General features: G+C 39.5%; 21 protein-coding genes, 2 tRNA genes and 2 rRNA genes. 4 read left to right on the forward strand and 21 right to left on the reverse strand.

Going from position 1 to position 25161, the window contains the following annotated elements; translation table 11 throughout:
- Window positions 1-86: 86 nt before the first annotated feature.
- From ACN6MX_RS14905 to ACN6MX_RS14925, 5 genes are all read right to left on the reverse strand, one after another.
- Window positions 87-3015: ribosomal RNA gene (locus ACN6MX_RS14905) — 23S ribosomal RNA — on the reverse strand.
- 115 nt (window positions 3016-3130) lie between these two features.
- A tRNA-Ala gene (locus ACN6MX_RS14910) sits at window positions 3131-3206 on the reverse strand.
- A 16-nt stretch (window positions 3207-3222) separates the two neighbouring features.
- Window positions 3223-3299, reverse strand: a tRNA-Ile gene (locus tag ACN6MX_RS14915).
- 149 nt (window positions 3300-3448) lie between these two features.
- Window positions 3449-5002 (reverse strand): 16S ribosomal RNA (locus tag ACN6MX_RS14920).
- The 16S and 23S rRNA genes sit together here with 2 tRNA genes alongside, the layout of an rRNA operon.
- Window positions 5003-5345: 343 nt before the next feature.
- Window positions 5346-6212, reverse strand: a complete 867-nt coding sequence (locus ACN6MX_RS14925; RefSeq protein ID WP_419959631.1) for a nucleotidyltransferase-like protein — start codon at window positions 6210-6212, stop codon at window positions 5346-5348.
- A gap of 133 nt (window positions 6213-6345) precedes the next feature.
- On the opposite strand from ACN6MX_RS14925, the gene ACN6MX_RS14930 reads away from it, so the two are divergent.
- The gene (locus tag ACN6MX_RS14930; RefSeq protein WP_211895293.1) at window positions 6346-6690 is read left to right on the forward strand and encodes a YgzB family protein; all 345 of its coding nucleotides are present in this window, start codon (window positions 6346-6348) and stop codon (window positions 6688-6690) included.
- A gap of 250 nt (window positions 6691-6940) precedes the next feature.
- Here the strand turns inward: ACN6MX_RS14930 and perR are convergent, their stop codons facing one another.
- From perR to bcp, 3 genes are all read right to left on the reverse strand, one after another.
- Complete coding sequence (gene perR / locus ACN6MX_RS14935; protein ID WP_419959632.1) at window positions 6941-7384, reverse strand: peroxide-responsive transcriptional repressor PerR; 444 nt, start codon at window positions 7382-7384, stop codon at window positions 6941-6943.
- 113 nt (window positions 7385-7497) lie between these two features.
- Complete coding sequence (locus ACN6MX_RS14940) at window positions 7498-8439, reverse strand: D-2-hydroxyacid dehydrogenase (RefSeq protein WP_419962638.1); 942 nt, start codon at window positions 8437-8439, stop codon at window positions 7498-7500.
- A gap of 2 nt (window positions 8440-8441) precedes the next feature.
- Window positions 8442-8924 (reverse strand): thioredoxin-dependent thiol peroxidase, encoded by a 483-nt coding sequence (bcp, locus tag ACN6MX_RS14945; protein ID WP_419962639.1) that lies wholly within the window; start codon window positions 8922-8924, stop codon window positions 8442-8444.
- Window positions 8925-9104: 180 nt separating this feature from the next.
- On the opposite strand from bcp, the gene ACN6MX_RS14950 reads away from it, so the two are divergent.
- Window positions 9105-10391 (forward strand): glutamate-1-semialdehyde 2,1-aminomutase, encoded by a 1287-nt coding sequence (locus tag ACN6MX_RS14950; RefSeq protein ID WP_419959633.1) that lies wholly within the window; start codon window positions 9105-9107, stop codon window positions 10389-10391.
- 34 nt (window positions 10392-10425) lie between these two features.
- Window positions 10426-11508, forward strand: coding sequence for an FUSC family protein (locus ACN6MX_RS14955; RefSeq protein ID WP_419959634.1), 1083 nt, complete (start codon window positions 10426-10428; stop codon window positions 11506-11508).
- A 281-nt stretch (window positions 11509-11789) separates the two neighbouring features.
- On the opposite strand, the gene ACN6MX_RS14960 is transcribed toward ACN6MX_RS14955, so the two are convergent.
- The 10 genes from ACN6MX_RS14960 to mutY all read right to left on the reverse strand — a co-directional run bounded on the left by ACN6MX_RS14960 (window position 11790) and on the right by mutY (window position 22175).
- Window positions 11790-12680 carry an ABC transporter permease gene (locus ACN6MX_RS14960; protein WP_419962640.1) on the reverse strand — a complete coding sequence of 297 codons (891 nt, stop codon included), beginning with the start codon at window positions 12678-12680 and terminating at the stop codon, window positions 11790-11792.
- A gap of 23 nt (window positions 12681-12703) precedes the next feature.
- Complete coding sequence (locus ACN6MX_RS14965) at window positions 12704-13708, reverse strand: ABC transporter permease (protein WP_419959635.1); 1005 nt, start codon at window positions 13706-13708, stop codon at window positions 12704-12706.
- 68 nt (window positions 13709-13776) lie between these two features.
- Window positions 13777-15405 (reverse strand): ABC transporter substrate-binding protein, encoded by a 1629-nt coding sequence (locus tag ACN6MX_RS14970; protein WP_419959636.1) that lies wholly within the window; start codon window positions 15403-15405, stop codon window positions 13777-13779.
- Between the two features lie 25 nt (window positions 15406-15430).
- A complete protein-coding gene (locus ACN6MX_RS14975) occupies window positions 15431-16414 on the reverse strand; it encodes an ABC transporter ATP-binding protein (protein WP_419959637.1) in 984 nt (327 codons plus the stop codon).
- A complete protein-coding gene (locus tag ACN6MX_RS14980) occupies window positions 16389-17408 on the reverse strand; it encodes an ABC transporter ATP-binding protein (protein ID WP_419959638.1) in 1020 nt (339 codons plus the stop codon). The genes ACN6MX_RS14975 and ACN6MX_RS14980 overlap by 26 nt, the downstream gene beginning before the upstream one ends.
- A gap of 182 nt (window positions 17409-17590) precedes the next feature.
- A complete protein-coding gene (locus ACN6MX_RS14985) occupies window positions 17591-19339 on the reverse strand; it encodes an ABC transporter ATP-binding protein (RefSeq protein WP_419959639.1) in 1749 nt (582 codons plus the stop codon).
- A 60-nt stretch (window positions 19340-19399) separates the two neighbouring features.
- A complete protein-coding gene (locus ACN6MX_RS14990) occupies window positions 19400-19939 on the reverse strand; it encodes a DUF402 domain-containing protein (protein WP_419959640.1) in 540 nt (179 codons plus the stop codon).
- Window positions 19940-20076: 137 nt separating this feature from the next.
- The gene (locus ACN6MX_RS14995) at window positions 20077-20229 is read right to left on the reverse strand and encodes a gamma-type small acid-soluble spore protein (protein ID WP_419959641.1); all 153 of its coding nucleotides are present in this window, start codon (window positions 20227-20229) and stop codon (window positions 20077-20079) included.
- A gap of 103 nt (window positions 20230-20332) precedes the next feature.
- Window positions 20333-21079 carry an enoyl-[acyl-carrier-protein] reductase FabL gene (gene fabL, locus ACN6MX_RS15000; protein ID WP_419959642.1) on the reverse strand — a complete coding sequence of 249 codons (747 nt, stop codon included), beginning with the start codon at window positions 21077-21079 and terminating at the stop codon, window positions 20333-20335.
- Between the two features lies 1 nt (window position 21080).
- On the reverse strand, window positions 21081-22175 hold the full coding sequence (gene mutY / locus ACN6MX_RS15005; RefSeq protein ID WP_419959643.1) for an A/G-specific adenine glycosylase: 1095 nt from the start codon (window positions 22173-22175) through the stop codon (window positions 21081-21083).
- A 92-nt stretch (window positions 22176-22267) separates the two neighbouring features.
- Here mutY and ACN6MX_RS15010 point away from each other — a divergent pair, with 92 nt between their 5' ends.
- Window positions 22268-23248 (forward strand): metal-dependent hydrolase, encoded by a 981-nt coding sequence (locus ACN6MX_RS15010; protein WP_419959644.1) that lies wholly within the window; start codon window positions 22268-22270, stop codon window positions 23246-23248.
- Window positions 23249-23688: 440 nt separating this feature from the next.
- Here ACN6MX_RS15010 and ACN6MX_RS15015 read toward each other — a convergent pair whose 3' ends face one another.
- The 3 genes from ACN6MX_RS15015 to recX are packed head-to-tail and all read right to left on the reverse strand — an operon-like array spanning window position 23689 to window position 25091.
- The gene (locus tag ACN6MX_RS15015) at window positions 23689-23955 is read right to left on the reverse strand and encodes a YfhJ family protein (RefSeq protein WP_419959645.1); all 267 of its coding nucleotides are present in this window, start codon (window positions 23953-23955) and stop codon (window positions 23689-23691) included.
- A gap of 1 nt (window position 23956) precedes the next feature.
- Window positions 23957-24286, reverse strand: coding sequence for a YfhH family protein (locus ACN6MX_RS15020; protein ID WP_419959646.1), 330 nt, complete (start codon window positions 24284-24286; stop codon window positions 23957-23959).
- A complete protein-coding gene (gene recX / locus ACN6MX_RS15025; protein ID WP_419959647.1) occupies window positions 24279-25091 on the reverse strand; it encodes a recombination regulator RecX in 813 nt (270 codons plus the stop codon). The genes ACN6MX_RS15020 and recX overlap by 8 nt, the downstream gene beginning before the upstream one ends.
- Window positions 25092-25161 lie beyond the last annotated feature (70 nt).

Below are 25161 nucleotides of genomic sequence, written 5' to 3' on the forward strand. Positions count from 1 at the left end.
CCAAAACTAGAAAATAATTCAAGCTTTTTTTTATAAATTTTTGTACTTTCAAAACTGGATAAACGACATTGTTACGTTAAACAAATTTGGTTAAGTCCTCGATCGATTAGTATTCGTCAGCTGCACGTGTCGCCACGCTTCCACCCCGAACCTATCTACCTCATCGTCTTTGAGGGATCTTACTTACTTGCGTAATGGGAAATCTCATCTTGAGGGGGGCTTCGTGCTTAGATGCTTTCAGCACTTATCCCGTCCACACATAGCTACCCAGCGATGCTCTTGGCAGAACAACTGGTACACCAGCGGTGTGTCCATCCCGGTCCTCTCGTACTAAGGACAGCTCCTCTCAAATTTCCTACGCCCACGACGGATAGGGACCGAACTGTCTCACGACGTTCTGAACCCAGCTCGCGTACCGCTTTAATGGGCGAACAGCCCAACCCTTGGGACCGACTACAGCCCCAGGATGCGATGAGCCGACATCGAGGTGCCAAACCTCCCCGTCGATGTGGACTCTTGGGGGAGATAAGCCTGTTATCCCCGGGGTAGCTTTTATCCGTTGAGCGATGGCCCTTCCATGCGGAACCACCGGATCACTAAGCCCGTCTTTCGACCCTGCTCGACTTGTAGGTCTCGCAGTCAAGCTCCCTTCTGCCTTTACACTCTTCGAATGATTTCCAACCATTCTGAGGGAACCTTTGGGCGCCTCCGTTACACTTTAGGAGGCGACCGCCCCAGTCAAACTACCCGCCTGACACTGTCTCCTACCCGGGTTACGGGTATGGGTTAGAATTTCAATACAACCAGGGCAGTATCCCACCGACGCCTCCTCCGAAGCTGGCGCTCCGGGCTCTAAGGCTCCTGCCTATCCTGTACAAGTTGCACCAAAATTCAATATCAAGCTATAGTAAAGCTCCACGGGGTCTTTCCGTCCTGTCGCGGGTAACCTGCATCTTCACAGGTACTATAATTTCACCGAGTCTCTCGTTGAGACAGTGCCCAGATCGTTACGCCTTTCGTGCGGGTCGGAACTTACCCGACAAGGAATTTCGCTACCTTAGGACCGTTATAGTTACGGCCGCCGTTTACTGGGGCTTCAATTCGCACCTTCGCTTGCGCTAAGCACTCCTCTTAACCTTCCAGCACCGGGCAGGCGTCAGCCCCTATACTTCACCTTACGGTTTTGCAGAGACCTGTGTTTTTGCTAAACAGTCGCCTGGGCCTATTCACTGCGGCTCTTCTAGGCTATGCACCCAAAAGAGCACCCCTTCTCCCGAAGTTACGGGGTCATTTTGCCGAGTTCCTTAACGAGAGTTCTCTCGCTCACCTTAGGATTCTCTCCTCGACTACCTGTGTCGGTTTGCGGTACGGGCACCTATCACCTCGCTAGAGGCTTTTCTTGGCAGTGTGAAATCAGGAACTCCGGACATACGTCCTCGCCATCACAGCTCAATGTTATAGAATGCGGATTTGCCTACATTCACACCTTACTGCTTGGACATGCATAACCAACAGCATGCTTACCCTATCCTTCTGCGTCCCCCCATTACTCAAACGGTGGTTTGGTGGTACAGGAATATCAACCTGTTATCCATCGCCTACGCCTATCGGCCTCGGCTTAGGTCCCGACTAACCCTGAGCGGACGAGCCTTCCTCAGGAAACCTTAGTCATACGGTGGACGGGATTCTCACCCGTCTTTCGCTACTCATACCGGCATTCTCACTTCTAAGCGCTCCACCAGTCCTTCCGGTCTGACTTCAACGCCCTTAGAACGCTCTCCTACCACTGATACCATAGGTATCAATCCACAGCTTCGGTGATTTGTTTAGCCCCGATACATTTTCGGCGCAGCGTCACTCGACCAGTGAGCTATTACGCACTCTTTAAATGATGGCTGCTTCTAAGCCAACATCCTGGTTGTCTAAGCAACGCCACATCCTTTTCCACTTAACAAATACTTTGGGACCTTAGCTGGTGGTCTGGGCTGTTTCCCTCTTGACTACGGATCTTATCACTCGCAGTCTGACTCCCAAACATAAATCATTGGCATTCGGAGTTTGTCTGAATTCGGTAACCCGGGATGGGCCCCTAGTCCAAACAGTGCTCTACCTCCAAGATTCTAACGTTTGAGGCTAGCCCTAAAGCTATTTCGGAGAGAACCAGCTATCTCCAGGTTCGATTGGAATTTCTCCGCTACCCACACCTCATCCCCGCACTTTTCAACGTGCGTGGGTTCGGACCTCCAGTAAGTGTTACCTTACCTTCATCCTGGACATGGGTAGATCACCTGGTTTCGGGTCTACGACCACATACTCATTCGCCCTATTCAGACTCGCTTTCGCTGCGGCTCCGTCTTCTCAACTTAACCTTGCATGTAATCGTAACTCGCCGGTTCATTCTACAAAAGGCACGCTATCACCCATTAACGGGCTCTAACTACTTGTAGGCACACGGTTTCAGGATCTATTTCACTCCCCTTCCGGGGTGCTTTTCACCTTTCCCTCACGGTACTGGTTCACTATCGGTCACTAGGTAGTATTTAGCCTTGGGAGATGGTCCTCCCGGATTCCGACGGAATTTCACGTGTTCCGCCGTACTCAGGATACACTCAAGAGAGAATGAATTTTGGACTACGGGGCTTTTACCCTATCCTGCGGACCTTTCCAGATCTCTTCGTCTAACTCATTCCTTTGTAACTCTATGTAGAGTGTCCTACAACCCCAAGAGGCAAGCCTCTTGGTTTGGGCTATTCCCGTTTCGCTCGCCGCTACTCAGGGAATCGATTTTTCTTTCTCTTCCTCCAGGTACTTAGATGTTTCAGTTCCCTGGGTGTGTCTCAGATGCGCTATGTATTCACGCAAATGTACTGCTCCATTACGAACAGTGGGTTTCCCCATTCGGAAATCTCCGGATCAAAGCTCACTTACAGCTCCCCGAAGCATATCGGTGTTAGTGCCGTCCTTCGTCGACTCCTAGTGCCAAGGCATTCACCGTGCGCCCTTATTAACTTAACCTAAAAGTTAAAAAGTCTTACACGTCATGATTACGTTAGTAATCACAACTTGAATTTCTTGTTGTTTATTGTTTCAATGTCGTTTTATCCAGTTTTCAAAGAACAAATTATAAATTTGGTGGAGCCTAGCGGGATCGAACCGCTGACCTCCTGCGTGCAAGGCAGGCGCTCTCCCAGCTGAGCTAAGGCCCCGAAATTTAAAAAGGTATGGTGGGCCTAAATGGACTCGAACCATCGACCTCACGCTTATCAGGCGTGCGCTCTAACCAGCTGAGCTATAGGCCCTCTTTGAATTTCCATATATAAATATGAACATTCAAAACTGAACTGCAAAACGTTAAGACTTGTACAGGATGTACTGACTTCTACGTTGCCACACGACGTGACGAACTTAATAGAAGTTCTGAACTTCTGTATTCCGATATTATCCTTAGAAAGGAGGTGATCCAGCCGCACCTTCCGATACGGCTACCTTGTTACGACTTCACCCCAATCATCTGTCCCACCTTCGGCGGCTGGCTCCCGTAAGGGTTACCCCACCGACTTCGGGTGTTACAAACTCTCGTGGTGTGACGGGCGGTGTGTACAAGGCCCGGGAACGTATTCACCGTGGCATGCTGATCCACGATTACTAGCGATTCCGGCTTCATGTAGGCGAGTTGCAGCCTACAATCCGAACTGAGAACGGTTTTATGGGATTTGCTCACCCTCGCGGGGTTGCGACCCTCTGTACCGTCCATTGTAGCACGTGTGTAGCCCAGGTCATAAGGGGCATGATGATTTGACGTCATCCCCACCTTCCTCCGGTTTATCACCGGCAGTCACCTTAGAGTGCCCAACTAAATGCTGGCAACTAAGATCAAGGGTTGCGCTCGTTGCGGGACTTAACCCAACATCTCACGACACGAGCTGACGACAACCATGCACCACCTGTCACCGCTGTCCCCGAAGGGAAAACTCTATCTCTAGAGCGGTCATCGGGATGTCAAGACCTGGTAAGGTTCTTCGCGTTGCTTCGAATTAAACCACATGCTCCACCGCTTGTGCGGGCCCCCGTCAATTCCTTTGAGTTTCAGTCTTGCGACCGTACTCCCCAGGCGGAGTGCTTAATGCGTTAGCTGCAGCACTAAGGGGCGGAAACCCCCTAACACTTAGCACTCATCGTTTACGGCGTGGACTACCAGGGTATCTAATCCTGTTTGCTCCCCACGCTTTCGCGCCTCAGCGTCAGTTACAGACCAGAAAGCCGCCTTCGCCACTGGTGTTCCTCCAAATCTCTACGCATTTCACCGCTACACTTGGAATTCCGCTTTCCTCTTCTGTACTCAAGTCCCCCAGTTTCCAATGACCTTCCACGGTTGAGCCGTGGGATTTCACATCAGACTTAAAGGACCGCCTGCGCGCGCTTTACGCCCAATAATTCCGGACAACGCTTGCCACCTACGTATTACCGCGGCTGCTGGCACGTAGTTAGCCGTGGCTTTCTAATGAGGTACCGTCAAGGTACGAGCAGTTACTCTCGTACTTGTTCTTCCCTCACAACAGAGTTTTACGATCCGAAAACCTTCTTCACTCACGCGGCATTGCTCCATCAGACTTTCGTCCATTGTGGAAGATTCCCTACTGCTGCCTCCCGTAGGAGTCTGGGCCGTGTCTCAGTCCCAGTGTGGCCGATCACCCTCTCAGGTCGGCTACGCATCGTCGCCTTGGTGAGCCGTTACCTCACCAACTAGCTAATGCGCCGCGGGCCCATCCTGTAGTGACAGCCGAGACCGTCTTTTAACATCTCCCCATGAGAGGAAATGGATTATTCGGTATTAGCCCCGGTTTCCCGGAGTTATCCCAATCTACAGGGCAGGTTGCCCACGTGTTACTCACCCGTCCGCCGCTAAATCAGAAGAAGCAAGCTTCTTCGTCATTCGCTCGACTTGCATGTATTAGGCATGCCGCCAGCGTTCGTCCTGAGCCAGGATCAAACTCTCCATAATAGAGAACTTAAAAAGCTCATTTGTTTTGCTGGCATCATCATTAAATGATGTCAAAAATTATTTTGCTTTCAAGCTAACAAAGTTAGTCTATCAAGCTGTATGTCTTAACGTTTTGCATGTTCAGTTTTCAATGTTCAATTTACTGTGTCGTTTTTTGCGACTCCTCTAATTTACCATCGTACTTAGTAAGTGTCAAGAAGTTTTTTGAAAAACTTTTTTCGCTTGTATTTAATTGAAATAGTTTGCTTTGCTTTTGACGACGCTTATTATAATAACATGTATTATTTTATAATGTCAACAATAAAAACGAACAAATTTAATTGTCCGTTTTTAAATGTTGTCTCTATAGCACTACCTTATAGTATCTATGCATGATTTCATCACTTTTCGTTTGTTGCTTTTCAAGCAAAATATATCCTTTATCTATTAGAAACTCGATGAAAACCTCTAAATCTACGGAGTAGTTTTTAAGTTCTTCTTGCTCATGGATTTCTTGGATAGTCCAAAACTCTTTCAAAGCTAACACTTCTATAATGTGTTGTGCTCCATCTTTTGTTCGGGAATGGATTAAGAAATCACTTGCTAAAAATAGAAGCTCTAATCTTTTTTCTAATGATTCCTCACTAGAGATTAACTCATCATATAATTTATAAATAGAAGGATCTAATTGTTTTACTTGCTTCCATACCATCATCTCTGGATGCATACCATTTTCAAAAACAGCTAAACGAGCTAAATGATGTAAAGAATCTACCATATGATTATAAGCATCTAGATAGTTACGTTGTTCAAAAAATAATTTACCTTCTAAATATCTTCTCGTTAGTTTAGCAAACTCAATACCCATACGAGCTTTTCTACCGTTTATCGGGAATACATAAAGCTCCTGCTTCAAACTTTCTACATATTCATTGCGATCAAATACCACACGACCATTGATCAACCAATCAACTATTTTCGGGTTAGTCCCCAATAATAACCACTTTCTTAGCTGCTTCTCCGTTATTATATGAAGCGCAGTTTTTTTATCCCCATACGTATAATGCTTCGTGAATACAGGTATAGAAGATTCTTTCGTTATGATAAATAAAATGGAATCAAACATATCTGTAATAGGGCTAAATTCTGCCCGTTTCTCTACTAAAATAATTCCTAGTGTATTAGGTTCACTGGCTCTTTCTTGATAAATCGGTCTCAATAATGCTTCCAAAAATGAAGCCTCCTTTATTTCCTTCTTCTAATAAATTTTCGACAACTTTTCTATTTTTCCTTCTATATTTAATTCAAAACTTAACTTTATACTAAAATATGATATAGTGTATGTAGAAATTAGGAGGTTGAAAATGAAACCCTATAAAAACAAAATAAATCGTATACGCTCCTTTGCACTGGGGCTTGTATTCTTTGGTTTTATCATAATGTATGGTGCGATATTCTTTAAAGATAATGGAATTTTAGTTACCATTTTCGTGACGCTTGGGTTACTATCTATTTTAGCAAGTACAGCGGTCTATGGATGGATTGGATTATTATCTACAAAAGCTGTACCTGTCGTATGTCCCAATTGTGGCAAACATACAAAAGTATTAGGTAGAGTAGACATGTGCATGTATTGTAAAGAGCCGCTAACGCTTGATCCTAATCTTGAAGGCCAAGAATTTGATGAAGCATTGAATAAAAAAAGATAACTCGAAATATCTCTCATGTAGAGAATTGAATAACGATATTAGTATTTTTCAGTTTAGTTTAGATATTGCCTGTACTCGTAGAAGAATCGGAGTATAGGACCTGCAATAGATAGTCGTGGATACTGTCACGACTATCTATTTTTTATATTCGAATTAAGATCTTGTTGATTGTTATCATTAATCGATTCAAAAATGCTCATATTAAAAACCGAGCGTATCTCCGCTCGGTTTAGCTAATAGGGCTTTAATTTTATTGAACTTTCGTTGCATGCTCTTTACATGTTGGACAAACACCATAAATTTCCATTCGATGATAACTTACATCAAAACCAGTTAAATGAGAAGCTAAATGCTCCACTTCATCTAATCCTGGATAATGAAAATCAACTATTTTGCCACAAGTGTCACAAATCATATGATAATGATCATTTGTAACAAAATCGAAACGACTAGAAGAATCTCCGTAGGTTAACTCATTCACAAGTCCTGCTTCTCTAAAAACACGTAAATTATTATAGACCGTTGCAACACTCATGCTAGGAAATTTACTTTCTAGTGCTTTATATATATCGTCCGCTGTGGGATGTGACATAGATTGGATTATAAATTCCAGTATCGCATGGCGTTGAGGCGTAATTCGTACACCAGTCGATTTTAATGTATCTAAAGCATCTCTTAAATGTACTTCCGTCATCGCAATGCACCTCTTTTCATATTCATTCTTTAATTATAATTGTTACAATAAGTATAATTAAAAAATACATGAACTGTCAAATTTATTACACCTTAAGGAAAGAAATATATAGATTAGTAACCTTTTTCCAAATCAATTTCATTTTCCAATGGCTTCTGATCCACCCAAGCGTTTAAATTTCTTGAGAAGATTTGCAGTGCTCGTACCACATACTGTGAAGAGTGACTAGAGACATGCGGGGAAACGACAACATTATTCATGTTCCAAAATGGGTGTCCCTCTGCAAGTGGTTCTTTCTCAAATACGTCTAGTACAGCATATGCAATTTGTTCTTCTTCTAATGCACGCAGTAGGAGTTCTTCTTTCACTACATCTCCACGTCCAAAATTCATAAAGATGGCTGTAGGTTTCATAGACTGTAAATGCTCGTATGTGATCAGATCTTTTGTTTGTTCCGTGCTTGGTAGAATTGAAATGACAATATCCGCTTTCGGCAAGACCTCATTTAATTTATCAAAGGTAACTATTCTTTCCATAAAAGGAGCAAGTCGTCCACTGCTATTACATCCTATTGTATGCACTCCAAAAGCTTGCAGTATTCTGCCTACTTCTCCTCCTATTGCACCTGGACCTAGTATTATCGCGGTTGAACCTAGTAATTCAGTAGGAAATACTCGCTTTGACCACTCCCCATTCCGCTGATTTTCATTGATCAATGAGAGTGATTTTTTAATAGAAAGTATATGTGCTAAAATCGTTTCCGCCATAGGGGTTTTATGAATTCCTCGCACATTGGTGACGACAATACCTCGATTTGCAATTTCTTGAAGTGGCATTTTTTCTAGTCCTGCGGAAGCAACCATAATCCATTTTAGCTGTTCGGCTATATCGAGATGTCTTGCATCTAAGTCCTCTCCGTAAGTAACTAGAATTTGTGATGATTTTAATACTTCTTCATTTATACCTTTTTGAAATACAAATTCCTCATTCGGAAACTTCCTGAGTAAGTCATCTTGCTGCTCCTGTTTTGGTAAAAAAGAAAATAATATTTTCATCATTATTTCCCTTCAGTCACTAAAGATTTTAATGTTAGTAGTGCTTCTTCGACATGTCCATCGACTTTTACTTTATTCCATTCTTTTACGACTGTCCCTGTAGGATCGATTAAAAAAGTAGACCGTTCAATACCCATATATTCTTTTCCGAAATTCTTTTTCAGCTTCCATACTCCGTAAGCTTCCGAAACTTCATGGGTATCATCTACTAATAAAGAAAATGGTAGACCATGCTTGTCTATAAATTTTGTATGAGCTTTTTCATCATCTGCACTAACTCCAAGAATTACTGCATTTAAATCCGTAAAACTTGTAAAAGCAGTTTTAAAATCACAAGCCTCTGTTGTACAACCCGGTGTTGCATCCTTAGGGTAAAAATACAAAACTACATATTTCTTGCCTGCAAAATCCTTTAATGAAACAATTTCTCCTTTTTCATTTTTCAATGAAAAGTTAGGTGCTATCATACCTTCTAATTTTTCCATCATAATCCCTCCTATTTATTATATCGTATCGAAGTTAGTCGCTATGTTCAATTTTCTTAGCATTTTTCCTTATTATTGTCTACAATTAAGGAGAACTTAAAGAATTAATACACTAGACAATAATTGGATAGGAACGTTATACTTTCTATCTGTAAACAAACTCAAGCGGAGGCTATTACATTGAAACAAACACAATCAGAATTAATACAAGTAGAGGCATTAGAGCATATAGTAGGTGGTGTAAACAGCCCATCAAGATCATATAAAGCTGTAGGCGGAGGAGCACCAATCGTCATGGAGAGAGCAGAAGGTGCTTATTTTTATGACGTAGATGGCAATAAATACATTGACTATTTAGCTGCATATGGTCCCATTATTACTGGTCATGCACATCCACATATTACAGAAGCTATCACAAAAGCTGCACAAACTGGTCTATTGTATGGTACCCCAACAAAGCATGAAGTTACCTTTGCGAAAATGTTAAAGGATGCCATTCCTTCTATGGACAAAGTTCGCTTTGTAAACTCGGGCACTGAGGCAGTCATGACAACAATCCGAGTTGCACGTGCCTACACTGGAAGAACAAAAGTGATGAAATTTGCTGGATGCTATCATGGACATTCCGATTTAGTACTAGTTGCAGCCGGCTCAGGCCCAGCAACACTTGGTATACCTGATTCTGCGGGAGTACCTCAATCTATCGCAAAAGAAGTGATCACTATTCCATTCAACGATCCAAAAGCTTTTGAAGAAGCAATGGAAAAATGGGGAGAAGAACTTGCATGTATTTTAGTAGAACCAATCGTAGGAAACTTCGGTATGGTAGAGCCAAATGAAGGCTTCCTTCCACTAATACACAAAATTGCGAAAGACAAAGGTGCATTAGTCATTTACGACGAAGTAATTACAGCATTCCGCTTCCATTACGGCGCAGCATCTACCATGTTAGAACAAACACCAGACTTAACAGCTTTAGGGAAAATCATCGGCGGTGGACTTCCGATTGGTGCTTACGGCGGCAAAAAGGAAATTATGGAACAGGTTGCACCATTAGGACCCGCTTACCAAGCGGGAACTATGGCAGGTAATCCAGCGTCAATGCAAGCAGGGATCGCTTGTTTAGAAGTTCTACAAACTCCAGGATTATATGACGAACTAGATAGACTAGGTGCAATTCTTGAGGCTGGAATTCTAGAAGCTGCCAAGAAAAATAATGTAACTATTACGATTAATCGTATTAAAGGGGCTCTTTCCGTTTACTTTACAGATGTGCGGGTAGAAAATTATGTGCAAGCAGAAGCCAGTGACGGTGAAATGTTTGCGAAGTTCTTTAAGCTAATGCTAAACCAAGGAATTAACTTAGCACCATCTAAATATGAAGCTTGGTTTATCACAACTGCCCATACAGAACTTGATATTCAAGAAACACTTAGAGCAGTTAATAATGCATTTGCCAATCTTTAAGGCTACACTGTTTCTTACGAAAGGATAGGATTTAATGAAATTAGGAGCTAGAATATTTAAAACCGGGGTAGCTATTGTGTTCTCTTTATTCATAGCAGAATTACTTCAGCTCCCTAGTCCTGTATTTGCAGGAATAGCAGCTATTTTCGCCATTCAACCTTCTATTTATAGATCCTATAAAACAGCAACTGAACAAGTTCAAGGGAATTTAATTGGAGCGATTATTGCAGTTATTTTTTCCTTAGCTTTCGGAAATGATTATGTAATCGTAGGATTTGCTGCAATTATCACAATTACAATAATGCTTAAACTAAAATTAGAGAAAGCCTTAACACTAGCCCTTGTTACGGTAATCGCCATTATGGAAATACAGGGTGATGACTTTTTAGTATTTGCAGTATTACGATTTGCAACAATTCTAGTTGGAGTAATATCAGCATTTATTGTAAACCTGGTATTTTTACCTCCTAAATTTGAAAAGAAGCTTTTTAACGCAATTCACTATACGCAAGACGAAATAATCCGTTGGCTACGAATAGCAGTTAGGCAGGCGTCAGATCATCAATCGACTAAACAAACAATTCAACAATTAAAGGATAGACTAGTTCGAGTCGATCAACTATATTCCTTCTTTAAGGAAGAACGTGGATACACAAAAAAAGCAGCCCATACAAAGGGAAGAAAATTAGTTATTTATCGCGAATTAATATCCACTTCGTATAAAAGCCTAGATGTACTAAAAAAGTTACATCACCATGAGCATGAACTAACTGATCTACCGGAACATTTTCGGATGATGATAAAGGAAAGATTAGATGCTCTATTAACCTATCATGAACAGCTCCACTTGAAGTTTATAGGTAAATTAAGACCTGAGCATATTGAAGAGAACGATTCCGAGGCATTCTTACAAAGACAAGAGGTAATGGATATTTTTGTTAAACAGATTACCATTACTCAAATAGAAGAGGAGTTTTCGTCTTACCACCTTCTGCATTTACTGTCGTCTATTTTAAAATATGAGGAACAACTTGAGCATGTGGATAAACTGATCACATCGTATCAAAACTTTCATAGTGAAGAACTAACTGTTCAAATTGAAGAAACACCTTATTAAAAAACTGGTTGATCGTGAATTTCCTCGCGACCAGCCAGTTTTTTTATATAGTTAAAGGTTTCGACTGATTATTAGTGATATTCGACCGTTTCTTCATTGTATTCAACCGATAATTATTCGCATTCAACCGATTATCCATTATATACGATCGATTATAACTAGTATTCAACCGATTCACTCTCTTAATAGACTTATGCCAGTAAAGAGACGGATATATCCGACGATCACATTCTTGAAACAAAACATGCCACCTAGCAATAAACTGCTAGGTGGCATATTTGTTAATTTTTCATCTTAGGATCCAGTGCATCTCGGAGTCCATCGCCCATCAAGTTAAATCCTACTACTGTCAACATTATTGCAAGTCCTGGGAATATCATCGTCCACGGAGCATTCCTTAAATACATACGAGCATCCGCTAGCATCTTTCCCCATTCAGGAGCAGGAGCCTGAGCGCCCAGTCCTAAGAACCCTAGTGCCGCTGCTTCAATAATGGCCGATGCAATTGCAAGTGTACCTGCAACAATAACCGGTGCCATTGAATTAGGTAAAATATGAGAAAACAAAATTCGAATATCTCTCATCCCAATAGCTTTAGCAGATGTTATGTACTCTTCTTCTTTAATGCTAAGAACTTTCGAACGTATTAGTCGACCAAAGTTAGGGATATTAATAATCGCTATAGCAATCAACGCATTTTGCAAAGATGGTCCTAAAACAGATACTACTGCAATCGCCAATAGTATACTTGGAAAAGCTAGCATGATATCAAAAATTCTTGAAATAATCATATCTATCCATTTTCCATAGTAACCTGCAATAATACCCAAAATACTACCAACTACTACAGAACCAATAACAGAGAAAAATCCTACCATTAGAGAAATTCTAGCTCCATGAATAATTCGAGAATATATATCCCGACCAAAATCATCCGTACCGAACCAATACTTCCCAGATGGTGGTTGTAAACGGTCTGTTAAAAGCTGATCATTAATACCTTGTGGAGCAAGCAGAAAACCAAAACCAGCTAAAAATACGAAGAATAAGACAATCCCTGCTCCTACAAGCGCTCCTTTATTTTTACGAAAGCTACGCCATGCATCTCGCCAAGGACCGGTCGACTTTTCTTTAGTTGCCATTACTTGATCATTTGTCGAATTCGGAACCATTTCGGACATATCTATTCCTCCTTTTAGTCATATTTGATCCTAGGGTCTACTAACCCATACAAAATATCTACAAATAAATTAATCATTACAAATATAAAAGCGACAACAAGTATACCTGACTGAATAACAGGATAATCACGGAACGAAATAGCTTCATAAATATACCGCCCGATTCCCGGCCATCCAAAGATAGTCTCTGTTAAAATAGCGCCTCCAAGCAAAAGCCCTGTTTGAAGTCCAATTACAGTTAATACAGGAATAATTGCATTTTTTAAAGCATGTTTGTAAACAACAAAAAACATTTTCTGACCTTTAGCTCTAGCAGTACGAACATAATCCGCTCGCATTACTTCTAGCATACTAGATCTAGTCATACGAGCAATAATCGCCATTGGAATTGTAGCTAATGCAATGCCAGGCAATATTAAATGCTTCAATACAGTACCTAATTGATCGAATCTCCCCTGTATAATTGTATCTACAATATACAAGCTAGTGATGGAATTTACGGGATCCCGGACCTCTTCACGTCCTGTAGTTGGAAGCCATTGCAGTTCAACACCAAAAACCCATTGTTCCATTAAACCTAACCAAAAAATTGGCATTGATACACCTATTAAAGCTAAAACCATTGCCATATAATCAAACCAAGAATTTTGGAACCAAGCAGATATAATGCCTGCATTCACTCCAATAATAACTGCAATAATAATAGCAAAAAAAGCAAGCTCGATTGTAGCTGCTAAGTATGGCCAAATCTCTTGTGCAACAGGTCGAACCGTTCGCATCGATTCTCCTAGATCTCCTTTTAGGAGGCCAACTAAATAGTCAAAGTATTGTGTGTACCAAGGCTGATTTAAGCCTAGCTTAATCTCCAATGCTTCTATCGCTTCTTTAGATGCTAATTGCCCTAATATTACTTGAGCAGGATTACCAGGAATTGCTCGTATGATCATGAAAACAACGAATGTCATACCTAATAATACGGGTATCAATTGTAATAATCGTTTACCGATATAGTGAAGCATTTTCTTCACCTCTCTAATTTGAATTAAAGAAAGGGGAGAAATCACGAAGACCTCTCCCCTTAAGCATATTACTTAAAGTCGACCTTGTTTAATCTATCAGATCCAGTTGGATGTGGATAGAAATTAGTAATTTTAGCATCTCCTGCTAGTAAAGGTGTTGAGTGTGCAAGTGGAACCCACGGAGCATCCTCAAAGATAATTTCTTGCGCTTGTTTATATAATTCATTACGTTTCTCTTCGTCTACCTCTGTTTGTGCTTCGATTAATAATTTATGTGTCTCATCATTACTGTAGTAGGTATAGTTATTACTTCCGATGTTATCTTCGTCAAGTAACACATAAATGAAGTTATCTGCATCTCCATTATCACCTGTCCAGCCTAATAAGAATGCGTCGGCTTCTCCGTTTTCAGCTTTTTCTAAATAAGTAGCCCATTCATAAGATACGATATTAGCAGTGATCCCAACATCAGCTAAGTTCTTTTGAATAGCTTCTGCAACTTTTGCGCCATCTGGCATATATGGACGTGGAACAGGCATTGCCCATAGTTCCATTTCAAATCCGTCGGCAAAACCAGCTTCTGCTAATAATTGCTTCGCTTTTTCCGGATCATATTCATATCCAGGAATATCATCATTGTATCCGCTTATAGTCGATGGCATAGGATTTTTTGCTACTTCTGCACGACCTTCAAAGAAAGCGTCAACAATCGCTTGTTTATCAATTGCATAGTTTACAGCTTGTCGAACCTTTTGGTTATCGAATGGTGGACGAGTGCTTGTTAAACCAAGGTAACCAACATTCATGGATGGACGCTCGAATAGTTGTAAAGCTGCATCTGCTTCTACTGTTGCTCCATCTGAAGGATTTACACCATCAGCTAAATCTATTGCTCCAGATAAAAGATCGTTTAAACGAGCAGAGTTATCTGGAATTGCACGGAAAACAACTTTATCCAATTTAGGCTCTTCTGAATTCCAATACTCTTCATTCTTTTCAATAGTAATAGAATCATTACGTTTCCATTCTACAAATTTGAATGGTCCAGTACCAACTGGGCTATCACCAAATTTGTCTCCAGCTGCTTCAAATGCAGTCGGACTTGCAATTGCAAAAGGGCTCATTGCAATATTTTTTAAGAAAGGTGCTTGAGCACGAGTAAGCTTAAATATTACTGTGTAATCTCCCTCAGCAGTAACTGAATCAATTACGCGACTTTCATCACCAGCAAATCCCCCGAACATAGACTTATAATACGGGAATAGATCTTCGGAACCATTTGCCCAACGTTCAAAGTTTTTTACAACTGCCTCTGCGTTGAAGTCTGTTCCATCATGGAATTTTACTCCTTCACGAAGTGTGAAAGTATACGTAAGACCATCTTCAGATGGCTCCCATTTAGTAGCTAATCCTTCATTAATAGTTGTATCTTGTTCCCCAAAGTTTAAAAGTGTTTCTAATACGTTTTGGGTAACTTTAAAGGACTCACCATCGGTAGCACCTGCTGGATCTAGTGTAACTGAGTCCCCCCCTCGGCCAAAGACTAATACTTTTTCTTCGCCGGAGTCTGTTGTTCCTTTGTCATTATCTTTTTTTGTATCGCCGTCTGATGAATCGCCAGATGAACACGCAGCAAGTACTACAGTAAGTGCAACGAACATCAACAGCATAAATGACCATATTTTCGATTTTCTCATTTGGACCCCTCCATAAAGTTTATTATCAATGTTGCACTTGCTCATTGTATAAATGGCAGGCAACAAAATGACCAGTTTTAGCTTCTTGTAATTGTGGAACTTCCTTCACACATATGTCCATTTTAAAAGGACATCTTGTATGGAAAGTACACCCTGTTGGTGGATTAGAGGGACTTGGAATGTCTCCTTCTAAAATAATTTGTTCACGTTTAAATTCTGGATCTGGTACAGGGACTGCAGAAAGTAAAGCTCTTGTATAAGGATGTAAGGGTTCAGCATACATTGATTCACTGGTAGCAAGTTCTACCATTCTACCTAAGTACATAACCCCTACACGGTCACTTATATGACGAACTACTCCTAAATCATGGGCGATAAAGATATAGGTTAGTTTTAGCTCTTTCTGTAAATCTTGCATGAGATTCAAAACTTGTGCTTGTATTGAAACGTCTAGCGCAGATACTGGCTCATCCGCTATTATCAACTTTGGATTAGTCATCAACGCTCTTGCAATTCCTATACGCTGCCGTTGTCCACCACTAAATTGATGTGGATAACGTTTTGCATGATAGCTACTTAAACCAACAATTTCTAAAAAGTCATGTACTTTCTTTTTTCTGCTTTTTGGGTCGCCAATATTATGAACAATTAAAGGCTCCATTAAAATCTTTTCTATTGTATGACGAGGATTCAAGGATGCGTATGGATCTTGAAATACCATTTGTATTTCACGTCTTGCTTTTCTCATCTCGTCATTAGAAATATTCGTTAGCTCTTTACCGTTAAATGTCACTTTTCCTTCAGTAGGCTCTAGTAATCTCATCAGCATTCTACCAGTAGTAGATTTACCACATCCAGATTCACCAACTATGCCCAGAGTCTCACCTTCGTTCACAAAAAAGGAAATGTCGTCTACTGCCTTCACATTTCCCGTGTGCTTTCCTAACAATCCACTACGTATTGGAAAATACTTTTTTAATCCTTCAACTTTTAACAACGGCTCTGTCATCTGCCAAAACCTCCTTGTCATCGTATAAGAAGCATCTTGTTTTATGACCTTCCGATGTTTCGTAGAGCGGAGGATTTTCTTCTGTGCATCTTCCAAATACAAATTCACAGCGAGCGGCAAATCTGCAGCCCTGTGCAATTGAGCCAGGTTTTGGAACACTTCCAGGAATAGAATAGAGTCGTTGCTTTTTATAGCGCATATCTGGAACAGAAGCGATTAAGCCTTTTGTATAAGGATGCTGTGGATTATTAAAAATCGTATCCACAGTTCCTTGTTCGACTACTTTTCCTGCATACATAACTACTACTCTCTCACAAGTTTCCGCTACTACCCCTAAGTCATGTGTTATTAAAATTACCGCTGTGTTAAGTCGTTCATTTAGCTCACGCATTAGTTTTAATATTTGAGCCTGAATAGTTACATCCAGGGCTGTAGTTGGTTCATCCGCTATTAGCAGCTTTGGGTCACAAACTAAAGCCATAGCGATCATGACACGCTGTCTCATTCCACCCGAGAGTTGGTGCGGATAGTCATTCATAAGCTCTTCTGCTCTCGGTAGGCCAACTAGTTTTAGCATTTCTACAGCTCTTGCATGTGCTTTCTTTTTACTCCAGTCTTTCTTATGTAAGGTAATCGCCTCTAGTAATTGATTTCCGATAGTAAATAAAGGATTTAAAGATGTCATTGGTTCTTGGAAAATCATTGCAACATCATTACCACGAACTTTACGCATTTCTTTCTCCGAAAACTTCGTTAAGTCTTTTCCTTCGAACAATATTTGACCACTAGTAATTTTTCCAGGCGGACTAGGAACTAATCCCATAATCGATAGAGATGTTACACTTTTTCCACAACCTGATTCTCCAACAATCCCTAGTATTTCCCCTTCTCTTACATGAAAATCAATATGATCTACGGATGGAATAACACCATCATCTGTGAAAAAGGACGTTTGAAGATCTTTCACTTCCAAAATTGTCTGCCGTTCTCCCATGATGTTCCCTCTTTTCACAAAAATTGAAAATTCCTAATTTAATGACTATATTGATATTTTACACAAAAACTCTTCTTATGCAACACTTTTCTGAAAAGTCATACGACTATCCTTTATCTTTAGGTATAAAAAAAAACATCTTATAAGCTAAAGAAACACTTATAAGATGTTTAAATTACTATTTACGTATCAAGTTGTTGTATTTGGAATAAATTATAATATATATTTTTTTCCTTCATCAATTGTACATGAGAACCGCTCTCCATTACTTTACCATTTTCAATAACAAATATATTATCCGCATGTGTAATAGTAGATAGGCGGTGAGCTACAATAATAGTTGTACGATTTGAAGCTAGCTTCTCTAATGAATCCTGTATTAAAGATTCACTCTCTAAATCTAATGCGGAAGTTGCCTCATCTAGAACTAATATAGGTGGATTTTTTAAAAATACTCGTGCGATAGCAACGCGTTGCTTTTGACCTCCTGAAAGCTTCACTCCACGTTCACCAACTTTTGTTTCATATCCCCCAGGTAGTTCCATGATAAAGTCGTGTGCATTTGCAGCTTGTGCAGCTTCCATCACTTCTTCATCTGTAGCACCTGGTTTCCCCATAAGTATATTGGATTTGACCGAATCACTAAAGAGAATATTATCTTGGAGTACTATACCAACTTGCTGTCTCAACGATTCAATCGTAACATCCCGAACATCCTTGCCATCAATTAGTACTTGTCCGGAAGTAACATCATAGAATCTAGGAATTAAGCTGATAATAGTTGATTTACCGCCACCACTCATACCTACAAAAGCCACTGTTTCTCCTGCTTTAACATGGAAGTCGACATCCTCTAAAATCATATGGCCATCTTTTTCATATTGGAAAGAAACTTTGGAAAATGTCAATTCCCCACTAGCGTCACCTATAGTAGAAGCCCCTTTTTTATCGACAATATCATACTCTTCATCCATTAATTCAAATACACGATCCATAGAGGCAAATGACTGGGTTAATGTTGTCGATGAATTCACTAATCGTCTTAACGGGCTATATAAACGCTCAATATATGCTATAAATGCAGCCATCGTTCCTACAGAAAGTCTTCCATGGATAGCTTCATAACCGGCGTAAGCAATAACAAGTAAAGGTGCAATATCCGTAATTGTATTAACTACTGCAAATGCTTTTGCATTCCAAACAGTTTGTTTTACTGCCGCATCTAAAAACTCTCCATTTGTTTCATTGAACAATTTCTGTTCATGTTTTTCTAACGTAAAAGTTTTAATAATACTCATGCCTTGTACACGTTCATGTAAGTAACTTTGAACTCCTGCAAGTGCTTGGGAACGCTCCCTCGTTAAATCCCGTAATCTTCCGAAGAAGTATTTGACGCTGAACGCATAAAATGGGAAAGCAAGTAACGTGACCAAAGTAAGCTTTACATTCATCGTTAGCATAATTCCGATTGCGATTAATATAGTTGCTAAATCCAACCAGACATTCATCAACCCAATCATGACAAAGTTTTTAGTCTGCTCCACATCATTGATGACCCTAGAAATAACCTCTCCAGCACGGGTGTTGGAATAATATTTTAAGCTTAGCTTTTGCAAGTGAATATACAGTTTTTTACGTATATCAAACAAAATTTGATTGCTCACCAGCTGTGCTAAATATTGTCTATAATATTCTATTGGTGGACGAACGATTAAGAATACTAATACAGTCCCTCCAAGCCAATAAAATAATTGAGTTAATTTTTCATCATTTGTTAAAGCTTCTGCACCGATAATATCATCTATAACAACTTTGATAAGAATCGGAATAAATAATGGAATTGCAAATTTAATAATCCCAATCACAATCGTTAAGAAAATTTGAAAGTTATACGGTTTTACAAATTGCATATATCTTTTCATCGAACTCATGTTATAACTCCTTTCTACCATGAGAAAAACCTGTTGCATGTTTTCAACAGGTTTTTCCAACTACTCATTCAACTGTTTATGAAAATGATAACGACTTGTCCAAGCCTCGATAAAATCCGGTGCAAATGGACCTCTTCTTTGTTTTATCCAGGAAATGAGCTTTTCTATATTGCGATCTAGAATGCCATCAATTTCTTCTGGATACTTCATTTCCTTTTTATGTTGCTCGTATTCGTCCTCATCTAGAATTGTGTAGGTCATATCAGGAAATACCTTCACATCCAAATCATAATCAATGTACTTGAGCATCCCATTGTTATAGACAAATGGAGAACTCATGTTGATGTAATAGTATACACCATCTTCTCGTAGCATACAAATAATGTTAAACCAATATTCTGCATGAAAGTAGCAAATAGAAGGTTCTCTTGTAATCCAAGTTCTACCGTCTGATTCAATTACAAGTGTTCGCTCATTTGCACCAATTACAATATTTTTGGTTCCTTTTAAAACCATCGTTTCTTGCCAGACACGGTGGATTCGGCCATTATGCTTGTAGCTGTGAATTTGAATAGTTTCTCCTTCGTTTGGAATCGCCATGATTTAGCCACCTTTTCGTCAAGCGCAAATTTAGAATTTATATACTTATTTTCTTATTATAGCAATTCACTGTAAAAAACTATAGTAAAAAAATCAGCGAGGGTATTTTACCCTCGCTGATTTTTGGTGAATCCATGTTATTTAGTTGAGTTAGAAGAACGATTTGCTTGTGGACCGCTAGCTTGTTGTTTTTTCAACTCTGCTTGACGATTTTGTTCTTTAACTTTTTGAATATCAGTTTCAGAAGCAAACTCTTGGTTTCGATTCTGCTGGTTTCTGTTATTCTTCATGGACTTTTCACCTCCGCACATAGATATCATGTGCAGTTGGCGTAATTTTATTCATAATATTATTATTTTTGATTTGTTAATGAAAAGTGTTAGTATATTACTCTTACATTTTAATCGATCTTCCACCATCTACAATAATTGTTTGTCCACGAATCATAGAAGCATCATCTGATAGTAAGAACATTGCTGTTTTTACCATGTCTTCGATTTCTACCATTCGTCCTGCAGGGGTGTTCACTCGAGCATCCTCTAGTAATTCTTCACGATTTGGGAAATGCTTAAGAGCATCTGTGTCGAGTGCACCACCAGAGACAGTATTTACTACAATCCCTTTAGGAGCAAGCTCCACTGCCAGGTATCTTGTAAGTGATTCTATTGCTGCCTTTGATACACCGACTGTTGTGTAGTTTTCTAAATAGCGGATAGATCCTAGAGAACTAATTCCTAATATTTTTCCGCCTTCTGGCATTAGCTTTGCCGCTTCTTGGGCACCAAAGAGCATCCCTTTTGCGTTAATATTCATTGTCCAGTCCCAGTGTGATTCCTCTAATTCCATAATTGGACGCAAAACACCGGAAGCTGCATTACTAACAAAAATATCTAATCGACCAAACTCTTCCTTAATGGTTTGGAACATAACTCGCAGCTTCTCTACGTCCCCTACATTTGCCTTCACTAAAAGTGTTTTTCTTCCTAAAGCCTCTATTTCCTTAACAGTGTCTAAGGCTGCCGTTTTACTTCTCGCATAGTTTACAACGATGTCATAGCCATTTTTGGCAAGTTCAATAGCAATAGCTTTTCCTAAACCTCTGCTACTACCTGTAACTAATGCAACTTTATTGTTTGTCATTTTAAATCTTCCTCTCTTTCCATGCATTCCATATTTTTAACATTGGGACAGGCATCGGTTGTTGATTTACTTCTTCAATAGATAGCCATTTACATCGAGATGTAAGTTCCTTTTCCTTTTTTAATGTTGCTTCAAAGCTTTCCATTTCCCATACTAAATGAGAGAACACATGCTTAAATTCATTGATCAATGGACCTTTTGCTATTTCTACTCCATAATCATGTTCGACAACCTCTTCAACTGTATGGTTAGGTGTTGGTAGCTCTACCATAGGGAACTGCCACATATTAGCAAGTAAACCTTTTGCAGGTCGTTTTTCCAGAAGAACAAGACCATCCTTATTACGTATAACAACCGTTTTTACTTTATGTATCTTCGATTTCTTTTGGATAGTTTTTATTGGTAGCTCATCCTGCATACCTTCAAAAAATGCAGAACAGTTTTCTCTTACTGGACATAGTAAGCACTTTGGTTTAGTCGGGGTACAAATTATTGCACCAAGTTCCATAAGTCCTTGATTAAATGCAGAGGGATTTTCAGGGTCGATTAAATCCATTACAGCCTCTTCAAATATTTTCTTCGTTTTCGGCTTCGCGATATCTTCTTTTATTAATAATAGTCGAGAAAGTACACGCATGACATTTCCATCTACGGCATGTTCTGGGACTCCATATGCAATACTAAGTACAGCCCCAGCTGTGTATGGACCTACACCCTTTAACTTGGAAATTTCTTTGCGAGTGGAAGGTACTACACTTCCATATTGTTCAACGACTTCTTTAACACCTGATTGTAGGTTTCGAGCACGGGAATAGTAACCCAACCCTTCCCATTCTTTTAATAATTCTCCTTCATCAGCGCTAGCTAAAGATTCAATCGAAGGATATTTTGCGATAAATCTTTCATAATAAGGAATAACCGTATCAACTTTTGTCTGCTGTAGCATAACTTCGGAAACCCAAATTTTATAAGGATCCGTTGTTTTCCTCCAAGGTAAATCACGTTTTTCTTCTAGAAACCATGAAACTAAAGCATCTCTAACCTGTTCTTTATATAATTCGTTCACTGTAAAATCCTTCCTTGCGATTATTGACATGAAATAATGGGTATATGAATAGTAGTAGCTTTGTTTTTTAAGTAATTTATTTTAAGATGAAGTTAGCTGTAATCTTAAAAGGAGCTGGTTGTATGGACACAGGCACACATGTCGTTATGGGTATCGCACTAGGTGGTCTATCTCTTATGGACCCCGTAGTTGCTGGCAGTACGCTTACAACGACTGCAGTAATAGCAGGTACAATAATCGGCTCACAAGCCCCTGATATAGATACTGTTTTAAAATTACGTAATAATGCTGTTTATATTCGACATCATCGAGGAATCACCCACTCTATTCCTGCCGTTATTTTATGGCCTATCTTGATAGCAGGAGTGCTATGGCTTATTTTGCCAGAAGCCAATCTACTGCATTTATGGTTATGGACTTTTTTAGCGGTGTTTGTACATGTTTTTGTTGATATATTCAATTCTTACGGCACTCAAGCATTAAGGCCATTTTCAAGGAAGTGGGTTGCCTTAGGTGTTATCAATACATTTGATCCGATTATCTTTGGGATTCATGTGGTTGGTCTATTCTTTTGGATGTTCGGCTTAAATCCTGTTCCAACCTTTCTTACTATGTACGCCATTATTTTCATCTATTATATATTACGATTTGCCTTACAGCATGCTGTAAAAAATTCTGTAAAGCATACTATTCCCGATGCCGATGAAATTATCGTCGCACCAACGATGAAATTTTTACAATGGAGAGTAGCCGCAATTTCAAAAACACATCATTATGTCGGACGAGCATATGGTAGGTCTATCACAATTTACGATAAGTTCGAACGTAATCCGCTACCCGAATCGGATTTAGTAAAGGCGGCCTTGAAGGATAAAAACTTAAGTGCCTTTACTTCGTTTTCTCCTATATATCGCTGGGAGATTACTGAATTTGAACATATTTATGAAGTAAGGCTTATTGATTTGCGATATCGAAGTAATGACTATTATCCATTTGTAGCTGTAGCCCATTTAAATGAAGACCTAGAAATAGTCAATTCATACACGGGATGGATTTTCAGCGAAGACAAGCTTCGAAAGAAATTAGACTTCATCTCTCATTAACATAAGAAAAACGGTCAAGAAGACGCCTAGTCCTTTTAGGTCAAAACCTGTACCTATCGTTTTCGAAGGTGTAAAAGAAAACCTGCTTTCTTCTTCTATCATTGGATCATCGCATTTCAAATGCAAAAGCGATGACAAATAATTTGACCAATCTTATCATCTAAGCGATAAACTATGCTGAATTTTCTAGTGGCGTAATACACACTGATTGATTGTAGTGCAAGGTGGCGACTTCGACGGGATGAGTGAGACAGATGAGACGTCACATCGACGCACAGCGACGGTGATGATGGCTCATCGCTCACCCCACGAAAAGCGTCCACCTGAAACGAAAATCAGCATTTTTATTCACCCTTAAGAGTATAGGGAAGTCAGTGTTCATAGGACATTTTTATATACTTTCTTTTAAAGAAAAACGCTAGGATACTTCCCTAGCGTTTTTAATTGGTAAAGTCCTCGGTTTCTAATAAATGCTTATACTTCTCATTCGTGTTTGCAAATTCATGCAATTGCCCACCATAGCCATCTATCCATTTACGAATAACCATTTCCGTGACAGCAGCTCCTTTATAATCATAACCTGCCTTTGCATAAGAGGATTCAAAGTCTGACCATAGAAGCTCTATCCATGCTCTTGCCTTTGCAGCGGATAATTTATCGTTTTTTTCAAGTAAAGCGAAAGTTAATTCATCTATTTTTGTTTGCATATTATTTACCTTCCTCTAATGATTCTAACATGGAAATAGGCAAGGCTTCCTCATACTTATCTCCGCCTAATCTATACCCCCATGCAAATCTTCCCTTTAAATATTCCACTTGAAAGAATACACCTGGATCACCAACAATACGATACATCTCTCCAAGTTTGATAGTCGTAGGATCTATTAGAAAGGCTTGTGCCATCAACGCTTTTCTTTCATACACTGCATACTCATTTACTATGCCTAGTTGCTCCGCCTTACGAGACTTTTCTTTCAGGTTTGCAATTTCAGTGCGTAGTTCTGGTACGGTCATATCGCTATATTTTTTTTCACTCATCTTGCTCTTCCAGCTCCTTCTTTTCAATATAAAGATCAATTTGTTCTGCTGGGAATCCTTTTTGATATAATGCTGTCTTTATACGTCTGCGTAAATCATTCCCATTATATTTCGAGGCATGTTTTCTCCAAACTTTATCTCCTTGGGTGGCAATAATCTCCATCCATTCCTCTTCATCTTTTTCTAAATCAAAGGTGGATAGAGCTTGAGAAATTATAGTAAAATTATACCCTTTTCTTTGGAGTGTATCTTGAACTTTTTGTTTAATTTGCCTTGGTGTTTTATCTTGACTTTGATTGATAATCTTTTCTGCCAAAGTTTTTGCAATACCTACCTGTTCTTCTTCGGAATAGTTACCTAACACTTCCTCTTGGAGGTCTTTTTCAATTCCTTTTTTCTTTAATTCCTGACGAATTGCGGCAGGTCCTTTTTTGCTATTTTTCTTCTGCGTTTCCACTAAAGCTTTTGTAAAGCTCTCATCATTAAGAAAACCAAACTCATATAATTTTTGGATAGCTTCTAGTATAACAGCCTCTCCATACTCATTTTGAAGAAGTTTTTGTTTCACTTCATGCTCACTTCTCATACGGTAACTTAGAAAGTTAATCGCTTTATTAAAAGCCTTTCTTACTTCATCATCAAAAACAATTTCATCTAATGTAAATGCTTCAATAACTTTTCCCTTTGTTAGCTGATATTTTATAAGCACTGCTTCATCTAAACTAAATGCATATTTTTCATCCAAATATAAATTATACCGTTCATTATTGTTTTTTTGTCGTGCAATTTTCGTAATAACCGGCATATATAAATCTCTCCATTTCTCTACTTCTTAATTATAACCGATAAGTTGGTTGGTGATAAATGATTGAACT

This window comes from Psychrobacillus sp. BM2 (assembly GCF_048572895.1).
In the GTDB taxonomy this organism is placed as follows: Bacteria; Bacillota; Bacilli; order Bacillales_A; family Planococcaceae; genus Psychrobacillus.